Annotated in this window: 17 protein-coding genes; 10 read left to right on the forward strand and 7 right to left on the reverse strand. The window is 72.7% G+C overall.

Going from position 1 to position 19,392, the window contains the following annotated elements; translation table 11 throughout:
• Nucleotides 1–25: 25 nt before the first annotated feature.
• Genes IPL61_36095 through pilM form a run of 4 tightly spaced genes read right to left on the reverse strand, consistent with a single transcriptional unit; the run spans nucleotide 26 to nucleotide 3,342 of the window.
• On the reverse strand, nucleotides 26–757 hold the full coding sequence (locus IPL61_36095) for a hypothetical protein (GenBank protein MBK9036615.1): 732 nt from the start codon (nucleotides 755–757) through the stop codon (nucleotides 26–28).
• 17 nt (nucleotides 758–774) lie between these two features.
• Nucleotides 775–1,626, reverse strand: a complete 852-nt coding sequence (gene pilO, locus IPL61_36100; protein MBK9036616.1) for a type 4a pilus biogenesis protein PilO — start codon at nucleotides 1,624–1,626, stop codon at nucleotides 775–777.
• On the reverse strand, nucleotides 1,626–2,285 hold the full coding sequence (locus IPL61_36105; GenBank protein MBK9036617.1) for a PilN domain-containing protein: 660 nt from the start codon (nucleotides 2,283–2,285) through the stop codon (nucleotides 1,626–1,628). The genes pilO and IPL61_36105 overlap by 1 nt, the downstream gene beginning before the upstream one ends.
• 10 nt (nucleotides 2,286–2,295) lie before the next feature.
• The gene (gene pilM, locus IPL61_36110; GenBank protein ID MBK9036618.1) at nucleotides 2,296–3,342 is read right to left on the reverse strand and encodes a type IV pilus assembly protein PilM; all 1,047 of its coding nucleotides are present in this window, start codon (nucleotides 3,340–3,342) and stop codon (nucleotides 2,296–2,298) included.
• A 427-nt stretch (nucleotides 3,343–3,769) separates the two neighbouring features.
• Here pilM and IPL61_36115 point away from each other — a divergent pair, with 427 nt between their 5' ends.
• The 7 genes from IPL61_36115 (at nucleotide 3,770) to IPL61_36145 (ending at nucleotide 11,461) form a co-directional block, all read left to right on the forward strand.
• Nucleotides 3,770–5,158 (forward strand): hypothetical protein, encoded by a 1,389-nt coding sequence (locus tag IPL61_36115; protein MBK9036619.1) that lies wholly within the window; start codon nucleotides 3,770–3,772, stop codon nucleotides 5,156–5,158.
• 773 nt (nucleotides 5,159–5,931) lie between these two features.
• Nucleotides 5,932–7,284 carry a hypothetical protein gene (locus tag IPL61_36120; GenBank protein MBK9036620.1) on the forward strand — a complete coding sequence of 451 codons (1,353 nt, stop codon included), beginning with the start codon at nucleotides 5,932–5,934 and terminating at the stop codon, nucleotides 7,282–7,284.
• Between the two features lie 51 nt (nucleotides 7,285–7,335).
• Entirely contained in the window at nucleotides 7,336–8,442 is a 1,107-nt protein-coding gene (locus IPL61_36125; GenBank protein MBK9036621.1) for a CDP-alcohol phosphatidyltransferase family protein, read from the forward strand.
• 56 nt (nucleotides 8,443–8,498) lie between these two features.
• A complete protein-coding gene (locus tag IPL61_36130) occupies nucleotides 8,499–8,900 on the forward strand; it encodes a hypothetical protein (protein ID MBK9036622.1) in 402 nt (133 codons plus the stop codon).
• A gap of 164 nt (nucleotides 8,901–9,064) precedes the next feature.
• A complete protein-coding gene (locus IPL61_36135) occupies nucleotides 9,065–9,520 on the forward strand; it encodes a hypothetical protein (GenBank protein ID MBK9036623.1) in 456 nt (151 codons plus the stop codon).
• 132 nt (nucleotides 9,521–9,652) lie between these two features.
• Nucleotides 9,653–10,699, forward strand: a complete 1,047-nt coding sequence (locus IPL61_36140; protein MBK9036624.1) for a metallophosphoesterase — start codon at nucleotides 9,653–9,655, stop codon at nucleotides 10,697–10,699.
• Between the two features lie 102 nt (nucleotides 10,700–10,801).
• Nucleotides 10,802–11,461: a sel1 repeat family protein gene (locus IPL61_36145; protein MBK9036625.1), complete on the forward strand. Its 660-nt coding sequence runs from the start codon at nucleotides 10,802–10,804 to the stop codon at nucleotides 11,459–11,461.
• Nucleotides 11,462–11,475: 14 nt separating this feature from the next.
• On the opposite strand, the gene IPL61_36150 is transcribed toward IPL61_36145, so the two are convergent.
• Entirely contained in the window at nucleotides 11,476–12,465 is a 990-nt protein-coding gene (locus IPL61_36150; GenBank protein ID MBK9036626.1) for a hypothetical protein, read from the reverse strand.
• 44 nt (nucleotides 12,466–12,509) lie between these two features.
• Nucleotides 12,510–13,262 carry a glycosyltransferase family 2 protein gene (locus IPL61_36155; GenBank protein MBK9036627.1) on the reverse strand — a complete coding sequence of 251 codons (753 nt, stop codon included), beginning with the start codon at nucleotides 13,260–13,262 and terminating at the stop codon, nucleotides 12,510–12,512.
• 81 nt (nucleotides 13,263–13,343) lie between these two features.
• Here IPL61_36155 and IPL61_36160 point away from each other — a divergent pair, with 81 nt between their 5' ends.
• The 3 genes from IPL61_36160 (at nucleotide 13,344) to IPL61_36170 (ending at nucleotide 18,361) form a co-directional block, all read left to right on the forward strand.
• A complete protein-coding gene (locus IPL61_36160) occupies nucleotides 13,344–13,805 on the forward strand; it encodes a single-stranded DNA-binding protein (GenBank protein ID MBK9036628.1) in 462 nt (153 codons plus the stop codon).
• Nucleotides 13,806–14,035: 230 nt separating this feature from the next.
• Complete coding sequence (locus IPL61_36165; GenBank protein ID MBK9036629.1) at nucleotides 14,036–17,542, forward strand: serine/threonine-protein kinase PknK; 3,507 nt, start codon at nucleotides 14,036–14,038, stop codon at nucleotides 17,540–17,542.
• Nucleotides 17,543–17,689: 147 nt separating this feature from the next.
• Complete coding sequence (locus tag IPL61_36170; protein MBK9036630.1) at nucleotides 17,690–18,361, forward strand: hypothetical protein; 672 nt, start codon at nucleotides 17,690–17,692, stop codon at nucleotides 18,359–18,361.
• On the opposite strand, the gene IPL61_36175 is transcribed toward IPL61_36170, so the two are convergent.
• On the reverse strand, nucleotides 18,348–19,337 hold the full coding sequence (locus IPL61_36175; GenBank protein ID MBK9036631.1) for a hypothetical protein: 990 nt from the start codon (nucleotides 19,335–19,337) through the stop codon (nucleotides 18,348–18,350). The genes IPL61_36170 and IPL61_36175 overlap by 14 nt on opposite strands.
• Nucleotides 19,338–19,392 lie beyond the last annotated feature (55 nt).

Consider the following 19,392-nt stretch of genomic DNA (forward strand, 5'->3'; position numbering starts at 1 on the left):
TGCCGGGATCACAAATTTTTGGCGGCTACTGGGCTCCGCTGGGGCCGGAACCCGGCTCGGGGGGCGGCGCGAGGTCGGGCGTGCGCGGCCCCCGCCGGATGCGCGGACCGTCGGGGTCGGCCTGGTTGGTCATCTGATCGATGAGCTCGGTGTCGTGGAGCTTGTAGTTCTTCCCGGTCGCGGTCGGCGTCGGGTCGGCCGGCGTCGCCGGGGCGACGTTCTCGACGGTGACGAACGCCTCGCCGATCTTGGCGACCTTCGCGTGCTCGCTGCCGATGCAGTCGCCGAGGCGGACGACCCAGCCGACGTCGGCCGAGTCGACGAACGTCGCGACCCGCATCGTGCCGCGCGAGATCACGCCGATCAGGCGGAGCTGCTGGATCGAGGTGTCGGGCGCGGCCAGCTTCTTGTTGGCGCATTTTTCGGCGCGGCCGAGCTCCTCGGTCGGGCGGGCCTCGGTGTTGGTGCTGACCTGGACGACCACGTAGCTGCGGAACGGGTCGCGGTTCGAGACGCCGTTGACGTCGGGCTCGAAGTCGGCCGGCACGAACGCGTGCCGCAGGGTCGCGGCCTCGCCCTTCTTGAGGTCGGGGCGACCCTCGATCTTGGCGTAGGTCGGGAGCGCCCCCGCGGCGGCGCCCGGCGCGCCGCGCCCAGGCTGGGCGGCGGCCGCGGCGGCCGCGGCGCGGCGCGACGGCGGCGGCGGCGGCGCCTCATCCTCGCCGCACGCGGCGAGGACCGTCACGGCCATGGACATCCACGCGAGCGTGCGCATCACTGGCCTCCCTTCAGGCGGTCGACGCCGCTGCCCGCGGGCGGCGGCTCCTGGCCGGCCTCGCGCACGCGCTGCTCGGCGGCGGCGTTGCTGTCCTCGACCGCGCGCTTGGCCGAGGCCGGGGTCAGCGGGCCCTTGGACGTCGCCGGATCCGGCCCGCCGGTCGTCGGCGCCGCGCCGGTGGCCGGGGCGGCGCCGGGCGCGGGCGCGGGCGCGGGCGCGGGCGTCGGCGGCGGCGGCGGCGCGATGGCGCGGAACGTCGAGGCGGTGAACTTCGCGGTCAGCAGGAGCCGGTTGTTCACGACCCGGGGGTTGGAGACGGTCACGTCCTCGATCGTGACGATGCGATCCTTCTCACCCGCCCCCACGCCCTGCTTGCCGGCGGCCGCGTCGGTGTGCGGCCGCAGCGACGCGAAGAACTGATTGATCTGGTAGTAGCTGCCGACGATCTCGACGTCGACCGGCGCCTTGACGAAGTTCTCGACCGAGATCTCGCGCTTGACCTCGCGTCGGTTCACCTGGACGCCGGCCTGGGTGAACTTGCGCGCCAGCATGTCGAAGAACGCGGGCATCTCGGCGTCGGTCGGCAGCGCCTTCTGGTTCTGCTCGATCTGGGACTTGAGCTCCTCCTGGGTCGCGACCAGCTCGTCGCGCTCCTTCTTCTGCTTGGCCAGCTCGCGGGCCTGGCCGTTCGCGCTGTCGCGGGCCTCCTCGGCGTCCTTGACGGCGGACCGCACCGGCGACAGGCCGAACTGCCAGTACAGGAGCCCCAGCGCCGCGGCGACGCCGGCGTAGATCGCGGCCCGCGTCCCGGGCGGACGCCGCGAGAACTCTGCGAGTGCGCCGGCCATCAGTACAGCACCTTTCCGCTCAGCGTGAACTTGTAGTAGGCCGCGGTGCCCGCCCCGACCTGGTTGGTCGGCTCGACCCGCTCGCTCTTGGGCGAGGTCACCTCGTTGAAGTACACCGAGGCCGCCATCCGCTTCGCGAGCTGCGGGATGTCCGACTCGGCCTGGGCGCCACCCTCGAGCGTGAAGGTGTCACCCTTGGTCGTGAAGCTCGTGATCCAGACGTGCTTGGGATCCCAGTCGGCCGAGAACCGCTTGTTGGGATCGCCGTCGGCGGTGTTGCCGGTGAGCGTGGTCATGGCCAGCGACATCGTCGGCCCCTCGCTGGTGAGGATCCGCGACAGCTCGTGCAGGACGTTGTCGGGCAGGACCGTGGTCCCGACCAGGCGATCGATCGACTCCTTGCGCTTCGTCTCGGCGTCGACCGCGGCCTTGAGCGCCGGCAGGTCGGCGACCTTCTTGGTCGCGCGCGCGTTCTTGTCGGACAGCTCGGCCACCTCGGCCTTGATGCGATCGCGCTTGGCCGCCAGGGGTCGGTGGACCGCGAAGAACATGACCGCGGCCGCCGCGGCCATGCCGGCCATGACCAGCCCGACCTCGAACTGACCGGGCTCCGCCTGCCGCCGAGGCTTGCGCTGAGGAAGTAGGTTGATCTTGATCATGGGGCCAGCCTCACTTGTCTCCCGGCGATCGCAGCGCCAGGCCGAGCCCGACCAGGGCCTCGGGCGAGTGCGCCGCGAGGTAGCCCCGATCGAGGCCGGGGTCGATCTCGACCCGCTTCCAGCTGTCGATGACCTCGACGGTCAGGCGGCTGCGGCGCTCGATCGCGCGGTGCAGCGCGGCGACCTTGGCGGTGCCGCCGGCCAGGCACACCCGGGTGACGTTGGCGTCGGCCGAGGTCGCCATGAAGAAGTCGAGCGAGCGCTGGAACTCGCCGGCGATCACCTCGGCGACGCCCTCGATGATCCGCTCGACCTCCTGCGGCACGACGCCGTGCTCGTCGTAGCTGCCGCCGACCTTGTAGGCCTCGGCCTCGTCGGCCGACACCCCGAGCTGCTTCTGGATCTCCTCGGTGAACGCGTTGCCACCGATCGTCACGTCGCGCGTGAACAGGCTGGCGCCGCCGCGGACGATGTTGATGTTCGAGATCGCGGCGCCGATCGTGATGATCACGGCGGTCTCGCGCGGGTCGAGGGCGTAGTTGAGCTCGAACCCGTTCTGGCTGGCGAACGAGGCCACGTCGACCACGTGCGGGGTCAACGCGGCGTCGCGCACGACCTGGACGTAGTCGGCCACGGTCTCGCGCTTGGCCGCGACCAGCAGCAGCTCGGTCTGGCCCATCGGGTTCTGCGGGTTGACGACGTGGTAGTCGATCTCGACGTCGTCCTTGGCGAACGGGATGTGGTGCTCGGCCTCTTGCTTGATCTGGTTGTCCAGATCATCGGCCCGGGTCTGCGGCACCGCGATCTTCTTGATGATGACCGAGTGGCCCGCGATCGCGATCGCGACGTCCTTCTGGCGCAGCTTGAGCCGGCTCCAGAGCGCGCGGATCGCCTCCACCACGGCGGCCTGATCCATGATCGCGCCATCGACGATGGTCTGCGGCACCAGCGGCTGCATCCCGAACGCGGTCAGCGCATAGCCGGTGCGGGACTTCTTGAGCTGCACCGCCTTGATGCTGCTCGAGCCGATGTCGAGGCCTATGCAGTTCTTCGCCATGGCGTCCCGATCTGAAGGTTGTCTTGCCTACCTGATGCCACTCTTACCTACATCGTAGGTGTATGGCCGATACGCAGGCAAATTATTTCGCGATCAGGGATCAAGAATCAAATAATTTCTGTCGCTTGCACCCTCAGTGCTACCCGTCTGGACTGCGGGAACAGACCCATCAAGGGTACCACGCCGTCGCTGGCGCGACCACGAACGACGCGCAGACCGGCCCCCAGCCGACCACTCCCGAGATACGCCGATCCGCCAACCTTGTTTACGATCCGCAACCGAATTGTCAGTGCAGATTGATCTCGGGATCGACTAACCACGCGGCCTGACTTCGATCTATCCTGGCCGCCGCCTTGCTACTTCACGAGCTAGTTCGCGAGTTCCCGAGCATCGTCGCCGGCATCGCTTGATTCTATCTGGAGGCACCATGCGCCGTTTCGCCCTACCCACCCTCGCCAGTGTCATCGCGGGGTCGCTCCTCGCCGGTTGCCCCGACCGCTCGCTGTCGGAGGTCGACCCGATCCCCGAGAACGTCGAGAAGAAGTCGATCCCGGTCAAGCTCAACCGCAACATCGACATCCTGTTCATCGTCGATGACTCGGGCTCGATGATCGAGGAGCAGGCGGGCCTCACCGCCAACTTCCCGGCGTTCATCAACGTCCTCAACACCATCGAGGGCGGCTTCCCGGACGCGCACATCGGCGTGGTCTCGACCAACGTCGGCACGGGCGGCGTCAACATCGGCGGCTGCAGCTCGGCGTCGCAGCCCCAGGGCGACGACGGCAACCTCCAGACCAACGCCTGCGCCGGCCTCACCGCCGCGTACATCGAGGACATCCAGCTCGCCGACGGCACCCGCCAGCGCAACTACTCGGGTGACCTCAGCATGCTGTTCGGCTGCATGGCGCGGCTCGGCACCACGGGCTGCGGCTTCGAGGCCCCGCTCGAGTCGGCGTACCGCGCGCTGCAGCCGGGCAAGAACGCCGGCTTCCTGCGGCCCAACGCGCTGCTCGCGCTCATCTTCATCACCGACGAGGACGACTGCTCGACCAAGGGCGACGGCCAGCTGTTCGGCGATCCCAACGGCACGATCGCCTCGCCGCTCGGCCCGCGCACGTCGTTCCGCTGCACGGAGTTCGGCGTCGAGTGCCCCAACGACACCAACCCGCGCGCCTTCGGCACCCGCACCGGCTGCCAGCCGCGGACCAACTCGCAGTACATGAAGGACGTGCAGCCGTACGTCGACTACTTCAAGAGCCTCAAGCCCGACGATGACAAGAAGGTCGTCGTCGCCGGCATCATCGGCAACGTCGACGACCAGAGCTCGATCACCGTCGGCCCCGACCCGGACGACGCGACCCGCCCGGCCCTGCTCGCGTCGTGCAGCTCGGCCTCGGGCAACGCCGTCCCCGCCATCCGCATGAAGTCGTTCCTCGAGTCGTTCCCGACCCGCAACACCACCACGACGGTGTGCAACGACAACCTGGCGGACGCGATGACCCAGATCGCCGACCTCCTCAAGCTGGCCGTCGGCAACCCGTGCATCGAGGCCGAGCTGTCGGATCGCAACCCCACCATCCCGGGCGTGCAGCCCGAGTGCTCGGTGTCGGACGTGACCGACCCGAACGGCGTCAACCGCATGGAGACCATCGTGCCGTCGTGTGACGTGAGCGGCGGCGCCGTGCCGTGCTGGCGCTTCATCTCTGACCCCGTCCGCTGCGCGGACGCCCCGGCCAACCGCGCCATCGAGGTCGACCGCGGCGGCGTCTCGGTGCCCGACAACACCGTGCTCGAAGTTCAGTGCGTGACGATCTAGTTTGAGGAGCTTTCGCAAAGCTCCTCCCCCGGCATGCGCCGGGGCCCAGGCAGGTGTTGGGGGCTACGGTGGTCGGGGGTCTGCACCGAGCCACGGCGGCACGTCGACGCTCGGGACAACGTGAAACGGCCCGGATCGTAGATCGTGGCTCTTTCGAGACCCCGCTCCCCGGCATGCGCCGGGGCCCAGGCAGGTGTTGGGGGCTACGGTGGTCGGGGGGTCTGCACCGAGCCACGGCGGCACGTCGACGCTCGGGACAACGTGAAACGGCCCGGATCGTAGATCGTGGCTCTTTCGAGACCCCGCACCCCGGCATGCGCCGGGGCCCAGGCAGGTGTTGGGGGCTACGGTGGTCGGGGGGTCTGCACCGAGCCACGGCGGCACGTCGACGCTCGGGACAACCTGAAACGGCCCGGCGGCACGTCGACGCTCGGGACAACGTGAAACGGCCCGGATCGTAGACCGTGGTTCTTTCGAGACCCCGCTGATACGCGACGAGACGCGCGGGGTCCTGAGGCGAAGAGGTACGGCGCATCCAGGGGGATGCCAGGACGGCTCGGCTCACGCCGGGCCGTTCGTCTTTTCGGCGCGCGATCGTGAGGGCGCGGGCGATCGAAGCGCGTGAGCGCGTGGGGGCGATCAAAGCGCGTGGGCGCGTGAGCGCGTGAGCGCGTGAGCGCGTGAACGCGTGACGGATGGCGGCGCGGCGGCCACTGACCTGGTGCGCGATCGATCCGGCGGTGTCGCCGCAGCTCGCGCAGAAAGGTCGCGCCATGCGTCCCGCGTTGGTGGCACTCGCGCTCGTGGTCCCTGCGGTCGGCTGCATCGACCGCGGGATCAACCGCCTCGATCCTTCACCCGACTCGGTCGAGCAGAAGCTGCTCCCGGTCAGCCTCAACCGCGAGCTCGATCTCTTGTTCGTCATCGACGACTCGAGCTCGATGGAGCTGGAGCACATGTCCCTCGAGACCCGCTTCCCCGAGCTGATCAGCCGCCTCGACACGCTGGGCGGACGCCGCCCCGATCTGCACATCGGCGTCGTCAGCTCGGACCTGGGCACCGGCCGCGTCGACACCGGCAACCCCCACTGCACGACCACCGGCGGCGACGGCGGGCGCCTGCACGGCGCGGCGTGCCCGGCGCTGGGCGGCGCCACGTTCATCAGCGACGTCGTGGGCCCGACCGGCGACCGCGTCACCAACTACACCGGCTCGGTCGGCGCCGCGTTCGCGTGCACGGCCGACGTCGGCACCGACGGCTGCGGCTTCGAGCAGCACCTCGCGTCGATGCAGGCGGCGCTGGCCGAGGGCGCCAACCCCGGCTTCCTGCGCCGCTCGGCGACGCTGGGCGTGATCATCCTCGCCGACGAGGACGACTGCTCGGTCGACGACGATCGCCTGTTCACGCCCGGGGCCGATCCGGTGCTGGGGCCGTTCAGCGACTTCCGGTGCTTCGAGCACGGCGTGACCTGCGACCCGGTCGCCGACCCGCGCGCGCCCGGCGTCCGCACCGGCTGCGTCGCGCGCACCGACTCGCCGTACCTGGTCGAGATCGAGCAGTACGCGGCGTTCCTGCGCGACCTCAAGGACGATCCCGATCAGCTCTTCGTCGCGGCGATCATCGGCGACGACGACCACGTCGAGGTGATCCCCGACGGCAACCGCGCCGCCCTGGCGCCGGGCTGCACCGGCGGGCTCGGCGCCGCCGCGCCCGGCATCCGGCTGGGCGGGTTCCTCGACGCGGTCGGCACCGCCAGCCACCGCGAGACGATCTGCACCGGCGACCTGAGCTCGGCGCTCGCCGGCATCATCGACAGCCTGCCGCCGCTGGGCGGGGCGTGCTTCGCGGCGGCGCCGGCCGATCGCGATCCGATCGCGCCGGGGCTCCAGCCCGAGTGCGCGGTGGTCGAGATCACCGAGCCCGACGGCCCCGGGCGGGCGGAGCGGCCGCTGGCGGCGTGCGCGGCCGGCGTGGCGCGGCCGTGCTGGCAGATCGTGGCCGCCCCCGAGTGCACCCAGACCGACGAGCACTGGCGCATCGACGTCGCGCGCGACGTGCCCGGCCCGGCCGGCGCCTACCTCGACGTGCAGTGCGTGGTGTCCATCCCGGTGCCGCCGCCGACGTGAGGCGGCGGCCGGTCGGACCCCCGCGGCCAGGTTTTGCGGTAGGGTGCCGCCGTGTCGACGCCCCCGCCCAAGCGGCCGCTGATCAGCGCCAACATGGTGACCGAGGCGCGCCTGGTCACGATGCCGCTCATCTCGTGGCTGGTGTACCGGGGCTACGCCACCGGCAACCAGGACTACCTGTGGTTCGCGCTGGTGTTCGGCACGCTGATCGGCTGCACCGACTTCGTCGACGGCTACCTGGCCCGCAAGTACGGGCCGACGGTGTTCGGCGGCCTGCTCGACCCGATCGCCGACAAGGTCTTCATCGCCCTGGCGTACATGCCGTTCGCCGACGATCAGATCGGCCTGGTGCCGGTGTGGGCGTGCGCGTTCATGTTCGTGCGCGAGTTCCTGGTGACCGCGCTGCGCTCGGCCTACGAGCAGCGCGCGCTGTCGCTCAAGACCAGCTACCTGGCCAAGGCCAAGACCTGGACCCAGATGCAGGGCATCGGGATGCTGGTGCTGTTCCCGCTGATCGGGCGCGATCGACCGATGACCGTGATCTTCTGGATCGGCATCCTCGGCCCGCTGGTCGCCGCCGGCGCGCTCTACGCGATCAAGAAGAAGCTGTGGCCGGGCGCGTTCTGGATGAGCGGCGCGTTCGTCGGCATCCTGGCGATCCACATGCACAACCCGGCGTGGACGATGAAGGCCGTGATGGGCGTGATCGTCGCCATCACCTGGCTGTCGGGCCTCGACTACGTCTTCGCCGGGTTCTCGCAGCTGCGCGGGCGCGGCGACTTCAACCGCGGCGACGCCGTGCGCCTGCTCGGCTCGGTCGCGCTGCCGCTGACCGCGTTCGCGGCGCTGTCGGAGAGCCCGGCCCCGGCCTGGCCGCTGATCACGATGGTGTCGCTCGAGCTGGCGGCTGGCGGGCTCGACAACCTGCTGTCGCACCACCGCCACGCGGCCGGCGCGATCGCGTGGGGCCTGCGCACGCTCGGCGGCGCGGCGCTGCTGGGCCTCGCGGTCGCCATCCCCGCGCAGGCGACCGCGCTGGTGCTGGCGGCGATGGGCGTCTCGGTCGTCGGCGTGGCTCGTGAGTTCTGGCGCGGCCGCGACTACTACCTCGACAAGCGCATCCGGCGCCGCGAGCTGGCCACGACGCCGGCCGCCTGACCACGCCGGGCGACGTTCGCCCTTCCCACGCCGGCCCGCTCGCGTGTCAATGAGGCATGCGCTTGCCCACGACCCTGCTCGCGCTGGCGCTCGCCAGCGGGTGCATCACGACGATCGACGAGCACACCAGCCCGGCCGGCGAGGTGACGCGCGACTGCGTCGTGCCGCCGCCGCCCGGCGTCGCCGCGCTCGACGCGCCGGTGGCGCTCGAGTACCCCGACCGCAGCCTGTGGTTGTGGGAGGCGCTGCCGCGCACCGCCGGCGGCGAGGTCGCGGCCCCGGCCGCCTGGGTGGCCAGCGTCGACGAGGCCTGCGCCCGCGGCCCGGCGCTGTGGGTCGACGGCGCCGGCGCGCCGCGATCGGTGCTGGCGTTGACCTCGGCCGAGCAGGCCGCCAACTCGGCGGCCGGCGCTTCGCCGACGCGTACCTGCTGCGGGCCCTGGTCGGCGTCGCGCTGACCTCGCCGATGGGCGACGTCATGGTCTACGTCGCCGGCGACGTCGGCAACCGCAAGGGCATCCGCGGGCTCACCGAGGAGGCGACCGTCGGCGTCGGCGTGCGCCTGGCCCTGGGCCCGGCGGCGCGGTGACCGCACGGGTCAGGATGGGCTACGCTCGCGGGCGTGCGTGCCGCCGCCCTGCGTGCCCTCCCGCTGCCGGCTCGGGTCCTCGCCCGGCTCGAGGCCTTCGATGCGACCTGGACCGCGCCCGTCGGCGATGACGCGCTGCGGGCGTTGCTGGGCGCGCGCGGCTACGAGGCCCACGACGCCGTGCTCGCGTTCGAGCGGGCGTTCGGCGGCCTCGAGTGCGAGGACCCCGACGACGGGCCGTGGCTGATCGGCGCGGCCGCGTGCGCGGCCAGCGACGCCCACCGCGCGCCGCGCGGCGGCCCCGGGCAGCGGGACCTGCAGCTGGTGCCGGTGATCTACACGCCCAACGACGGCATCGGCTACGTCGACGCCCGAGGTGCCGGGTGGTTCCACGACACCATCGAGTTCGCCGACGCCAGCCAGGTCGCCGACAGCGGCGCCGCGCTGATCGACGGGATCTTCTGCTTCGACGCTGACGCTGACGAGTGAGCTCGGCGTGGCCGGCCGCGCGGTGCGGCCGGCGACGCGGCCGCTGACGGCGCCGGTGAGCGCGTCGTTCACAGACCGGGCCCCGGACGAATCCCCACCACGGCCGGCCGACCTCGGCTAAGGTCCGCGCCCATGGGTCGCCCCACGCTGTTCGCCGCCTGCCTCGCCGCGGCGTGTGGCGGCACTCCCGCCGCCGACGACATCGACGTCACTGACGCCCGAGGCGACGGCGCGGGCCCGGTCGACGCCGCGATCGACGCGCCGCCGCCCAAGGTGGTGCGGTTCGCGGCGATCGGCGACACCGGCAAGGGCAACACGGATCAGCGGGCGGTGGCGGTGGCGATGCGCGACGTGTGCGCGGCCCGCGGCTGCGACTTCGTGCTGATGCTGGGCGACAACATCTACGACTCGGGCGTCGACTCGGTGACCTCGCCCGAGTGGCAGTCCAAGTTCGAGCAGCCCTACGCCGACATCGACCTGCCGTTCTACGCGGTGCTCGGCAACCACGACTACGGCGGCAACATCTTCGGGTTCGAGGCCGGCGGCGTCGGCAACGAGTGGAACCTGGGGCAGATCGAGGTCGACTACACGCAGGTGTCGACCAAGTGGAAGATGCCGGCGACCCACTACACGCTCAAGCGCGGCCACGTCGGGTTCCTCATGCTCGACACCAACGCGATCATGTGGGGCAACACCACGTACGGCGACCAGGCCGCGTGGCTGCCGACCGCGATGCAGGAGCTGGCCGGCAGCGAGTGGATCCTCGTCGCCGGCCACCACCCGTACCGCTCCAACGGCGAGCACGGCAACGCCGGCAACTACGACGCGCCGGAGCTCCTGGGCATCCCGATCCCCAACCCGGTGCCGCAGCTCAACGGCTCCGAGGTCAAGGCGTTCTTCGACGATCACCTCGCCGGGGTCGGCCAGGTGTACTTCGCCGGCCACGACCACAGCCGGCAGTGGCTGGACGAGGCCGACACGCTCGGCGGCACCGAGCTGATCGTCAACGGCGCCGGGGCCACGGTCACCAGCCTGCGGGACCGCGGCAACCAGTTCTTCTGGCAGGACGCCACCATCCCCGGCTTCCTCTACGTCACCGTCGTCGACGATCGCCTCACCGGCGAGTTCTTCGACAAGGCCGGCGTGTCGCAGTACACGCGGTCGTTCACCCACCCGTAGCGCGGCGGCCGGGACCAACGCGCGCGCGCGGACGTCGCCTGCCTCGGGTGAGACCCGGCGCGCGCGGGGGGCGCTGAACCGACGAGCGGCGACGTCGGCCACATGCTCGGCCTCGGCGCGCCGCAGGACGCGGTCGAGGCCCGTCGCCTCTACGCCGCGGCGTGCGACGCCGGCGACGGCATGTCGTGTCAGACCACCGGCGCGCACGAGGTCAAGCACGGCGATCGCGCGCGCGGCCTGGCGCTGTTGCGCCGGAGCTGCGACCTCGGGGTCGCCGGCGGCTGCACCGCGCTCGGCGACGCGGCGCTCGCCGACGACGAGGTCGGGCTCGCGACGGCGGCGTATCAGGCCGCGTGCCGGATCGACAACACCGCGAGCTGCCTCGGCCTCGCCGAGCTGTACCTCGACGGTCGCGGCGTCGCGCGCGATCCGGCGCGCGGGCGGGCGCTGCTGCAAGACAGCTGCGACGACCACGACGCCGCAGCCTGCGTGCGGCTGGGCGAGCGCCTGCGCACCGGCGACGGCCTCGAGCGCGACGAGCGCGCGGCGGTCGCGGCGCTGGTCGCGGGCTGCGACATCGGCTACGGCTCGGCGTGCCTCGCGGCGGCCGAGCTGCTGACCACCGGCGACCAGCTCCCACCGGACCCGACCCGCGCCGCGTCGCTCCGCGACCGCGCCTGCGCCGTCGAGCCACGGCGCTGCGCCCCGACGTCGGCCCCGGCGCGCGCCAGCGGCGCGCGCCCGAATGGCGACGAGCGCTGAGCGGGCCGCGCGCGTCAGCGGTCGCTGACGCCGCACTGGTCGGCGGCGTGCTCGTTGATCGCGCGCGAGTAGCCGGGCGTGCCCCAGCGCTTGTCGGCGGGGTTGGAGAACGCGCCGAACACCCGGGCCAGCGGCTTGTCGCCGCCGTCGGCGTAGCCCTGGGCGGCGCCGCGCCGGACCGCCGCGTAGTCGCCGCCGCGCGCGAACGCCACGACCGCGCCCTCGAGCGCCGCCGCCGACGCCAGCATGAAGTCGCGGGTCAGGACCAGCGGCACCTGGTGCGGGCCCGGCACGACGCCCTGCATGTACGGCGCCGTGTGGCACGCGATCGCGATGACGCCGCGGCTGCGCTGATCGCCGCGCGCCGCGATCGCGGCCCAGTCGAACGCGGCCAGATCCATCAGGCGGTTGTGCCCGACGTACGCGACCACGTGGGCGTCGCCGCCGGCCGCGAGCGTCGTGCCGTCGGGCAGCGCGATCGCCTGGGCGTGCGCGCCGTAGAGGTCCTCGGCGTAGCGCGTGAGCGCGCGATCGATCTGCGTGCCGCGCCAGGCCTGGGCCACGACGTAGACCGCGACCCGCTTCGGCGCCCCGGCCGCGCGCCAGGCCGCCGGCGTCGGCAGCTCGCGCCGCCACACCCGCAGGTCGAGGACGTCGGGCTCGCCGATCGCGTCGCCGGTGGCGGCGAGCACCTGCGTCCAGCCGCTGCGCTTGCGCCCGAACCAGCCGAGGAAGCCCTCGGTCGTGGCCCAGTACAGGTTGGTCCGCGGGCTGTCGCCGTCGCCGAGGCGATCGTTGCCGCACGCGATGATCGTGCGCTCGCACAGCGGCACGTGGACCTGCACGACCAGCGGCCGCCCGGCCGCGAGGTCGGCGACGACGCGCGCGTCGAGGTCGGCGAACCAGGCCGTGGCCTCGGTCGACGGCGCCGCCGCGATCGCCCTGGTCATCGTCGTGGTCGCCAGCGCGACCGTCAGGGCCACCACCACCGCGTGGACACGCATGGCCGGAGCATGACACCGCGGCCGCCGCCGCGCCCGCGGCGCGATCAGGCGCGCGCGCGCCAGCGAGCCCGGGCCTCGGTCGCCACCCGCGCGCTCCACGAGCGGAACAGCACCCACGGGATCGGGTGCAGCGCGGTGCCGAGGTTGATGCCGCTCTTCCACGCCGGGCCGTAGACCGGCCGCACCGGCACGTCGCGCACGCGCATGGCCGCGGTGTGCAGGTGCGAGAGCAGGTCGTTGGGGTAGCCGTAGCGCGGGAACACGCGGTCGAGGTCGATCGCGCGCAGCGCCGCCGCCGACGCGACGGTGTAGCCGCACTGCGAGTCGAACACGTGGGTGTAGCCCGAGGTCACCTTGGTCGCGGCCGACAGCACCAGGTTGCCGACGATCCGCGCCGGCGGCATCGCGCTCCACACCTCCGGGTGCCGGAACCGGTTGCCCTTGACGTAGTCGGCGACGCCGGCGGCGATCGGATCGAGCAGCGCCGGCAGATCGGCCGGGTCCATCTGGCCGTCGCCCGCCATGACCGCGATCGCGTCGGCGCCCAGCGCCAGCGCGCGGCGGTAGCCGGTGACGATCGCGCCGCCGACCCCACGGTTCTGATCGTGGACGAGCACCTCGGTCGCGCCCCGGACCGCCCCGGCGGCGCGGGCGTGGTCGGCGGTCGCGTCGGCCGAGGCGTCGTCGACGACGAGCACCTGGTCGACGTACGCGGGGACGCGCGCGACCACCTCGCCGATCGCCCGCTCCTCGTTGTAGGCCGGGATCACGACGGCGACGCGCAACTGCTGGTACATCCGGGCGGTTGTAGCCCTGGCCGGGCCCCGACCTCAAGTGTCATACGACCGTGCTACAGCCCGGTTTCAAGGAGCTGACCCATGGCTGGCGGAGTCAACAAAGTCATCCTCATCGGACACCTCGGGGCCGACCCGGACATGCGCTACACCCCGAGCGGGGCCGGCGTATGTGAGCTGCGGGTCGCGACCAGCGAGAGCTGGAAGGACAAGAACGGGCAGCGCCAGGAACGGACCGAGTGGCACCGCGTCGTGGTCTGGGGCAAGACCGCCGAGATCTGCGCCAAGTACCTGGCCAAGGGCCGGCAGGTGTACATCGAGGGGCGCATCCAGACCCGGACCTACGACGACAAGGAAGGTCAGAAGCGCTACATCACCGAGGTGATCGCCAACGACGTGCAGTTCCTGTCGAGCGGTCGCGAGGGTGGTGCCGGCGGCGGCAAGGGCCGCGGCGCCGACGACGGTCCGCCCCCGCCCGAGCCGGATTTCGGCGGTGGTGGCCCGGGCGGCGGTGGCGGCGGTCCCGACGACGACATCCCGTTCTGAGCGGGAGGCGCGCGCGCGTGACGGGGCCTCGGGGCGTGATGGCCTTGGGGCGCGGCTGTTCCACCGGGTCGCTACGGGCAGGATTCTCATGGGGAGCGCAACGGTGAATCCCACGCCCCGTCGCATCCATCAACCTCCTAGAATCTAATAGGATTTCCCCCGCGGACATCGTCGGTCGCCGCGGCCCGCAGATTGACTTCATCCGCCGGTCGCAAGACGCTGGTCTGGCAATGGACGGAGATCAGGACCGGATCCTACCGGATCGGTTCGAGCTGGTCCGCGAGCTCGGCTCCGGCGGCATGGGCCTGGTCTTCGAGGCGTTCGATCAGGCGTTCGGTCGCACCGTTGCGGTGAAGCTGTTCCACGAACGCTCGCCCGCGACGATCGACCGGATCAAGCACGAGTTCCGGGTCGCGGCCGCGATCAAGCACACGAGCTTGGTCCGCCTGGGCGAGCTGTTCGAGCACGCCGGGTCGCTGTGCTTCTCCATGGAGTACATCGACGGGGTCGATCTGTCGTCCTGGATCGGCGCGGCCCGCGTCGAGCGGACCCGCGCCGCGGTGGTCCAGCTCGCCGGCGCCCTGGCGGCGCTGCACCAGGCCGGCGTGGTCCACCGCGACGTCAAGCCCTCGAACGTGGCCGTGACCGGCGAGGGTCGGGTGGTGCTGCTCGACCTCGGCCTGGCGGTGCCGATCGGCGGCGGGCGCCTCGAGCTGACCGGCACCGTCGAGTACATCGCGCCCGAGCTCGTCCACGGCGGCGCGCCTACGCCGGCCCTCGACGTCTACGCGCTCGGCGCGACCGCGTTCGAGCTGCTGACGGGGCACCCGCCGTTCGAGGGCGCCCCGCTCGAGATCCTGGTCGCGAAGACCGAGCGCGACGCGCCGCGGGTCGCGAGCCTGGTCCGCGGCGTCCCGCCGGATCTCGATCACCTCGTGGCCTCGATGCTGGCCCGCGACCCCGCCGACCGCCCCAGCGCCCGGGTGGTCGCGCTCGCGCTCGGCTCCGCGACCGCGCGGACCCCGCGGCGGCGACGCGTGACCAGCAGCCCGCGCCAGCTCGTGGGCCGGCGCGACGAGCTGGCCGCGCTCCTGGCCGCGACGGAGGACCTGGGCCGCGCGGATCAGACGACCCTGTACCTGGTCCGCGGCGCCGCCGGCGTCGGCAAGAGCGCCATCCTCAACGCGTTCGCCGACGCGGCCGCCGCCCGCGGGCACGTCGTCGCGATCGGCCGCTGCGCCCCGCGCGAACACCTGCGCTACAACGCCTGGGACGCGCTGATCGACGCGCTCGCCAGCTACCTCGAGGCGCTGCCGCCCGATGAGCGCGCCGCGGTCGTGCCCGACGGCGCCGAGGCGCTGGCCCGCGTGTTCCCGTCGTTCGAGCGCGTCGCCGAGATCGCCGGGCCCAGCGCCGACCCGCCCGAGGAGGTCACCAGCGCCGCGGTCGACGCGCTGCGCGCGCTCCTGCACGGGATCGCCCGGTCGCAGCGGGTCATCTCGATCCTCGATGACGCCCAGTGGGCCACCGCGGACAGCTTCGCGCTCTTGCTCGACACGCTGCGCGATCCGTCGCCGCCGTGCATGGTCGTGTTCTGCGTCCGGACCGCGGCGGCGCTGCCGACCTCGGCCCAGGACCGACTGGCGCGCCTGCGCGAGCTGCCGATCCGGCTGCGCTTCCTCGACGTCGCGCCGCTGCCCGACGACGACATGATCGCGTTCGCGACCCGGCTGACCAACGACGCCGAGGCCGGCCGCCGGATCGGCCTGGCCGCGGCCGGCAACCCGATGTTCGCCGAGCAGCTGGCCAGCGACCCCGGCGCCACGACCGACGACGTCGAGACCTTGCTGACCCGCCGCGTGGGCAGCCTCGCCACCGATCCGGCGCGCGTGCTGCGCATGATCACGGCCGCGGGCGAGGCGGTCACCCAGGGCCAGATCAGCGACGCGCTCGACATGAGCGACGACACGCTGGCCAACATCCTCGAGTACCTGATCGAGCGGGCGCTGGTGCGCGTGGCCGGGGTCACCCGCGACGACACCTGCGAGCTGGTCCACGAGCTGGTCGCGCGCGCGGTCGAGCGCGCCGCCGGCGATCCGACCCTGGCGACCGAGCACCGGCTCCTGGCCGGGGTCCTGGCCGAGCACACGCCCAACGACCCGCGCGAGATCGAGCACTGGGTCGCCGCCGGCGACGGCGAGCGCGCGGCCGCCGCGGCGGGCGCCCTGGTCGAGCGCGCGCGCGACGCCCTCGCGATGGGGCGCGCCGCGATGCTGTGCGAGCTGGTGCTGACGCGCGCGCCGCCGGGGGCGCCGCTGCGCCTGCGCCGGCAGCTGGCCGAGGCGCTCGCCGGCGCGGGCGCGGGCGAGCGGGCGGCCGAGGCATACCTGGCTGCTAGCCAGGCGGCCGACGGCGACGAGCGCATCGATCTCGAGCGGCTCGCGGCCGAGCACTTCCTGCGCAGCGGCCGCATCGACGACGGCGTGCGCGTGGCCCGCCGGGTCGCGACCTCGCTCGGGCTCGACCTCGACGTCAGCCACAGCCGGGTGCTCGGCAAGATCACGATGGAGCGCATCCGCAACCGCTGGCGCGGCCTGGTCCTGGCGAGGTCGACGTCGGCGATCGACCTCGGCCGCGCCGACGCGTGCCTGTCGCTGTCGAACGGCCTGACCATGCTCGACACGGTGCGCGCGGCCTGGTTCACCAGCCGCGCGGTGCGCTACGCCCTCGACAGCGGCAGCCCCGGCCACGCCGCGCGGGCGATCAGCCTCGACGCGGTGCTGCTCGCGGCGCGGGGCCCCAGCCAGGAGCGCCGCGTGCGCGACGCGCTGGCCCAGGCCCGGGCGTTCGCCACCCAGGCCCGCGACCGGGCCGCGCTGGCGCTGGTCGAGCTCGCCGCCGGCGTCGCGGCGCTCCTGCGCGCGGACTACCGGGCCACGCGGCTCCACTGCGACCAGGCCTCGGCGATGTTCCGGACCGCGGTCGCGGGCGTCGCGTTCGACCAGCACGTCGCCGACTACTTCGGGATCGTCGCGACCTACTGGCTGGGCGAGTGGGGCGAGCTCGCGCGCCGCCGCCGCGCGCTGGTGCGGGTGGCCGACAGCACCGACGACCGCTTCGCGCGGCTGTGCGCGCAGACCGGGCCCGGCATCGTCGTCGATCTGATCGCCGGCGCCGATCCCGACGCGCTGCACGCCGAGCTCGCCGCGACCATGCAGCAGTGGCCGCGCGCGCAGGCGCCGACCTCGTTCGCGCGCCAGCTGGTGGCCGCGACGACGATCGATCGCTTCCGGGGCCGCGACGATCTGGCGCTGGCGCGGCTCGAGGAGGCCTGGCCCCACCTGACGCGCACGCGCGTGCTCGCGACCGACCAGAACAAGAGCACGATCCTCGCGGTGCGCGCGCCGGCGCTGCTCGGCGTGGGGCGCCTCACCGAGGCCGCGGTCGACGCCCGCGCGATGCGTGGGATGGCGTCGATGACCGGGCCCGCGGCGCTGACCGAGGCCGCGATCGTGGCCCACGGCGGCGGCGACCCGCGCGCGCTGCTCGACGAGGCGGTCAGCGCCGCCGAGGCCGCGGGGCTGATGGCGGTGGTCGCCGCGGCCCGCGCGCGCCGCGGTCGCGTGCTGGGTGGCGACGACGGCGCCGCCGAGCGCCTGGCGGCGATCGATCTGGCGACCCGGCTCGAGCTCGGCGACGCCGAGCGCGCGTTCGACCTCCTCGCGCCGTGGCCGTAACGGACGCCGTCAGATTCTCGCGGGCCGCCTCAGAATTTCGTCAGCGAAGATGCGGACCTGGCGTAGATCGCCGGCCGCGCGGCTGCGTTTGTCTCTCCACGGACCACGACCCCTCACCTTCGTCGCCCGGTCCAGGAGGAACTCGACATGATCCGCCGGCTCGCCCACCTCGCCCTCTCGCTCACGCTCCTCACCACCGCCGCCACGCCCGCCCTCGCTCGCGGCTTCGCCGCCCCGCCCGCCGACGCCGCCGAGGCCCGCGCCCCGGTCCAGGACTCCGCCGACCGGGACCTCGAGTACCGCCCGACCTTGTCCGACGCCGCCCGCGCGCGGCTGCGCGCGGTCCTCGCCAAGCGCCGCGATCGCAACGTCCGCGCGTTCGCGCGCTACGTCAGCCGCGGCCGCTTCCCGCACAACTTCGACGGCCCCGGCAGCCGCAACGTCTGGCGCGACCGCGAGGGCCACCTGTGCGCGGCGGCGACCATGATCGATCGCGCGGGCGCGCACGCGCTGGTGGCCAAGGTCGCGCGCACCGACAACTTCATCCGCCTGGCCGACGTCACCGACGGGCCGCTGCTCGACTGGATCCTCACGTCGGGCCTGACCCACGCCGAGGTGATCGCGATCCAGGAGCCGTTCATGGGCCCCGAGGAGCAGCTGCGCCCGGCCGACTGGCGGACCGCCGAGGACGCCCGCCTGCGCGTGCGCTACGCCGAGGTCCGGGGCCAGCTCGCGGCCGCGCGCACGACCAGCCTCGACGCCGCGATCGACGCCCTCGCGCTGCGGCCCGACCTGGTCGCGCGCCTTATCGGCGGCTAGCCGCGCGCGGCCGGCGGACGACCTTGTTGAGCCGCTCGGCCTGGAGCTTGAGCGAGCGCCGCAGGCCCTGCTTGCCGCCGACCGCGCCCAGGCCCATGCCGTACATCTCGTCGATGCCGCGGACCGCGCACGTCCACATCGTCACGAGGATCGCGAGATCGGCCGCGGCCCGGCGGGTCGACGCCGCCGGGATGACCAGGCCGTAGGTCTCGGACACGAACCGCAGGTTGCTGAGGATCTTGACGATGCCGTCGCGATCGACGTCGCCGTGCCAGAACACGACCCGCGACACGATCAGCTCCTGGTGCCGCCGCAGGAACTCGGCCATCGAGATCGGATTGGTGAGGCGCCCGGCCGGCTTGCAGATCTCGAGCAGGTCCTCGAGGTACTCGTTCCAGTACATCGCCAGGCTGCGGTTCTCGGGCCGGCGCAGGAACTTGATGCGGTCGATCGAGAAGTCGGCCTTGATCGGCGCGTGGAACCGCGGCCGGATCGCGTGCAGGTCGTAGAGCACCGGCGGGCGCTCGCGATCGAAGTCGACGTCGTCGTAGTGCCACCGGACGCGCAGCTGCGGCCACGTGTGGATCGTCAGCACCGGATCCTGCTCGGAGTCGATCACCAGGAAGCGGTTGCCCTCGACCCCGACCACGGTGATCCAGTGCGTCCACCCGTCCACGCACAAGAGCACCGGCACCTGGTCCTCGCGCAGCACCTTGACCAGCCGCTTGCGGGCCTCCTCGGCGTCGCGCGATCGCTCGAGCACGAGGTCGCAGTCGAAGGAGCGCGCCGCGCGGGCGAGGCGGATCTCGTTGGTCCCGCTCCACCAGTGGGTGCGCGCGGTCTTCGCGATCTCGCTGGCGTGGACCGCCCGGCCGAGCGCGACCAAGGCGTGCTTGAGCGCGAACGGACCGCAGGTCCACTCGTTCGGTTGAGGGTAGAAACCGGGTCGGTGCTGGGCGGCGAGGTTCGTTGCCATCGGGACCTTCAAAGAGTATCGCGGGCTGGTGCCGGCGCCACTCTTTCGATCGCCT

This window comes from Myxococcales bacterium, assembly GCA_016717005.1.
Classification (GTDB): domain Bacteria; phylum Myxococcota_A; class Polyangia; order Haliangiales; family Haliangiaceae; genus UBA2376.

What these genes read in the sequence shown, in the direction of transcription:
- IPL61_36140 (MBK9036624.1), top strand. Translation starts at nt 9,653, where the DNA reads ATGGGTCGCCCCACGCTGTTCGCCGCCTGCCTCGCCGCGGCGTGTGGC.
- IPL61_36175 (MBK9036631.1), bottom strand. Translation starts at nt 19,337, where the DNA reads ATGGCAACGAACCTCGCCGCCCAGCACCGACCCGGTTTCTACCCTCAA.
- IPL61_36105 (MBK9036617.1), bottom strand. Translation starts at nt 2,285, where the DNA reads ATGATCAAGATCAACCTACTTCCTCAGCGCAAGCCTCGGCGGCAGGCG.
- IPL61_36155 (MBK9036627.1), bottom strand. Translation starts at nt 13,262, where the DNA reads ATGTACCAGCAGTTGCGCGTCGCCGTCGTGATCCCGGCCTACAACGAG.
- IPL61_36160 (MBK9036628.1), top strand. Translation starts at nt 13,344, where the DNA reads ATGGCTGGCGGAGTCAACAAAGTCATCCTCATCGGACACCTCGGGGCC.
- IPL61_36170 (MBK9036630.1), top strand. Translation starts at nt 17,690, where the DNA reads ATGATCCGCCGGCTCGCCCACCTCGCCCTCTCGCTCACGCTCCTCACC.
- IPL61_36165 (MBK9036629.1), top strand. Translation starts at nt 14,036, where the DNA reads ATGGACGGAGATCAGGACCGGATCCTACCGGATCGGTTCGAGCTGGTC.
- IPL61_36120 (MBK9036620.1), top strand. Translation starts at nt 5,932, where the DNA reads ATGCGTCCCGCGTTGGTGGCACTCGCGCTCGTGGTCCCTGCGGTCGGC.
- IPL61_36130 (MBK9036622.1), top strand. Translation starts at nt 8,499, where the DNA reads ATGCGCTTGCCCACGACCCTGCTCGCGCTGGCGCTCGCCAGCGGGTGC.
- pilM (MBK9036618.1), bottom strand. Translation starts at nt 3,342, where the DNA reads ATGGCGAAGAACTGCATAGGCCTCGACATCGGCTCGAGCAGCATCAAG.
- IPL61_36115 (MBK9036619.1), top strand. Translation starts at nt 3,770, where the DNA reads ATGCGCCGTTTCGCCCTACCCACCCTCGCCAGTGTCATCGCGGGGTCG.
- IPL61_36095 (MBK9036615.1), bottom strand. Translation starts at nt 757, where the DNA reads ATGTCCATGGCCGTGACGGTCCTCGCCGCGTGCGGCGAGGATGAGGCG.
- IPL61_36145 (MBK9036625.1), top strand. Translation starts at nt 10,802, where the DNA reads ATGCTCGGCCTCGGCGCGCCGCAGGACGCGGTCGAGGCCCGTCGCCTC.
- IPL61_36150 (MBK9036626.1), bottom strand. Translation starts at nt 12,465, where the DNA reads ATGCGTGTCCACGCGGTGGTGGTGGCCCTGACGGTCGCGCTGGCGACC.
- pilO (MBK9036616.1), bottom strand. Translation starts at nt 1,626, where the DNA reads ATGGCCGGCGCACTCGCAGAGTTCTCGCGGCGTCCGCCCGGGACGCGG.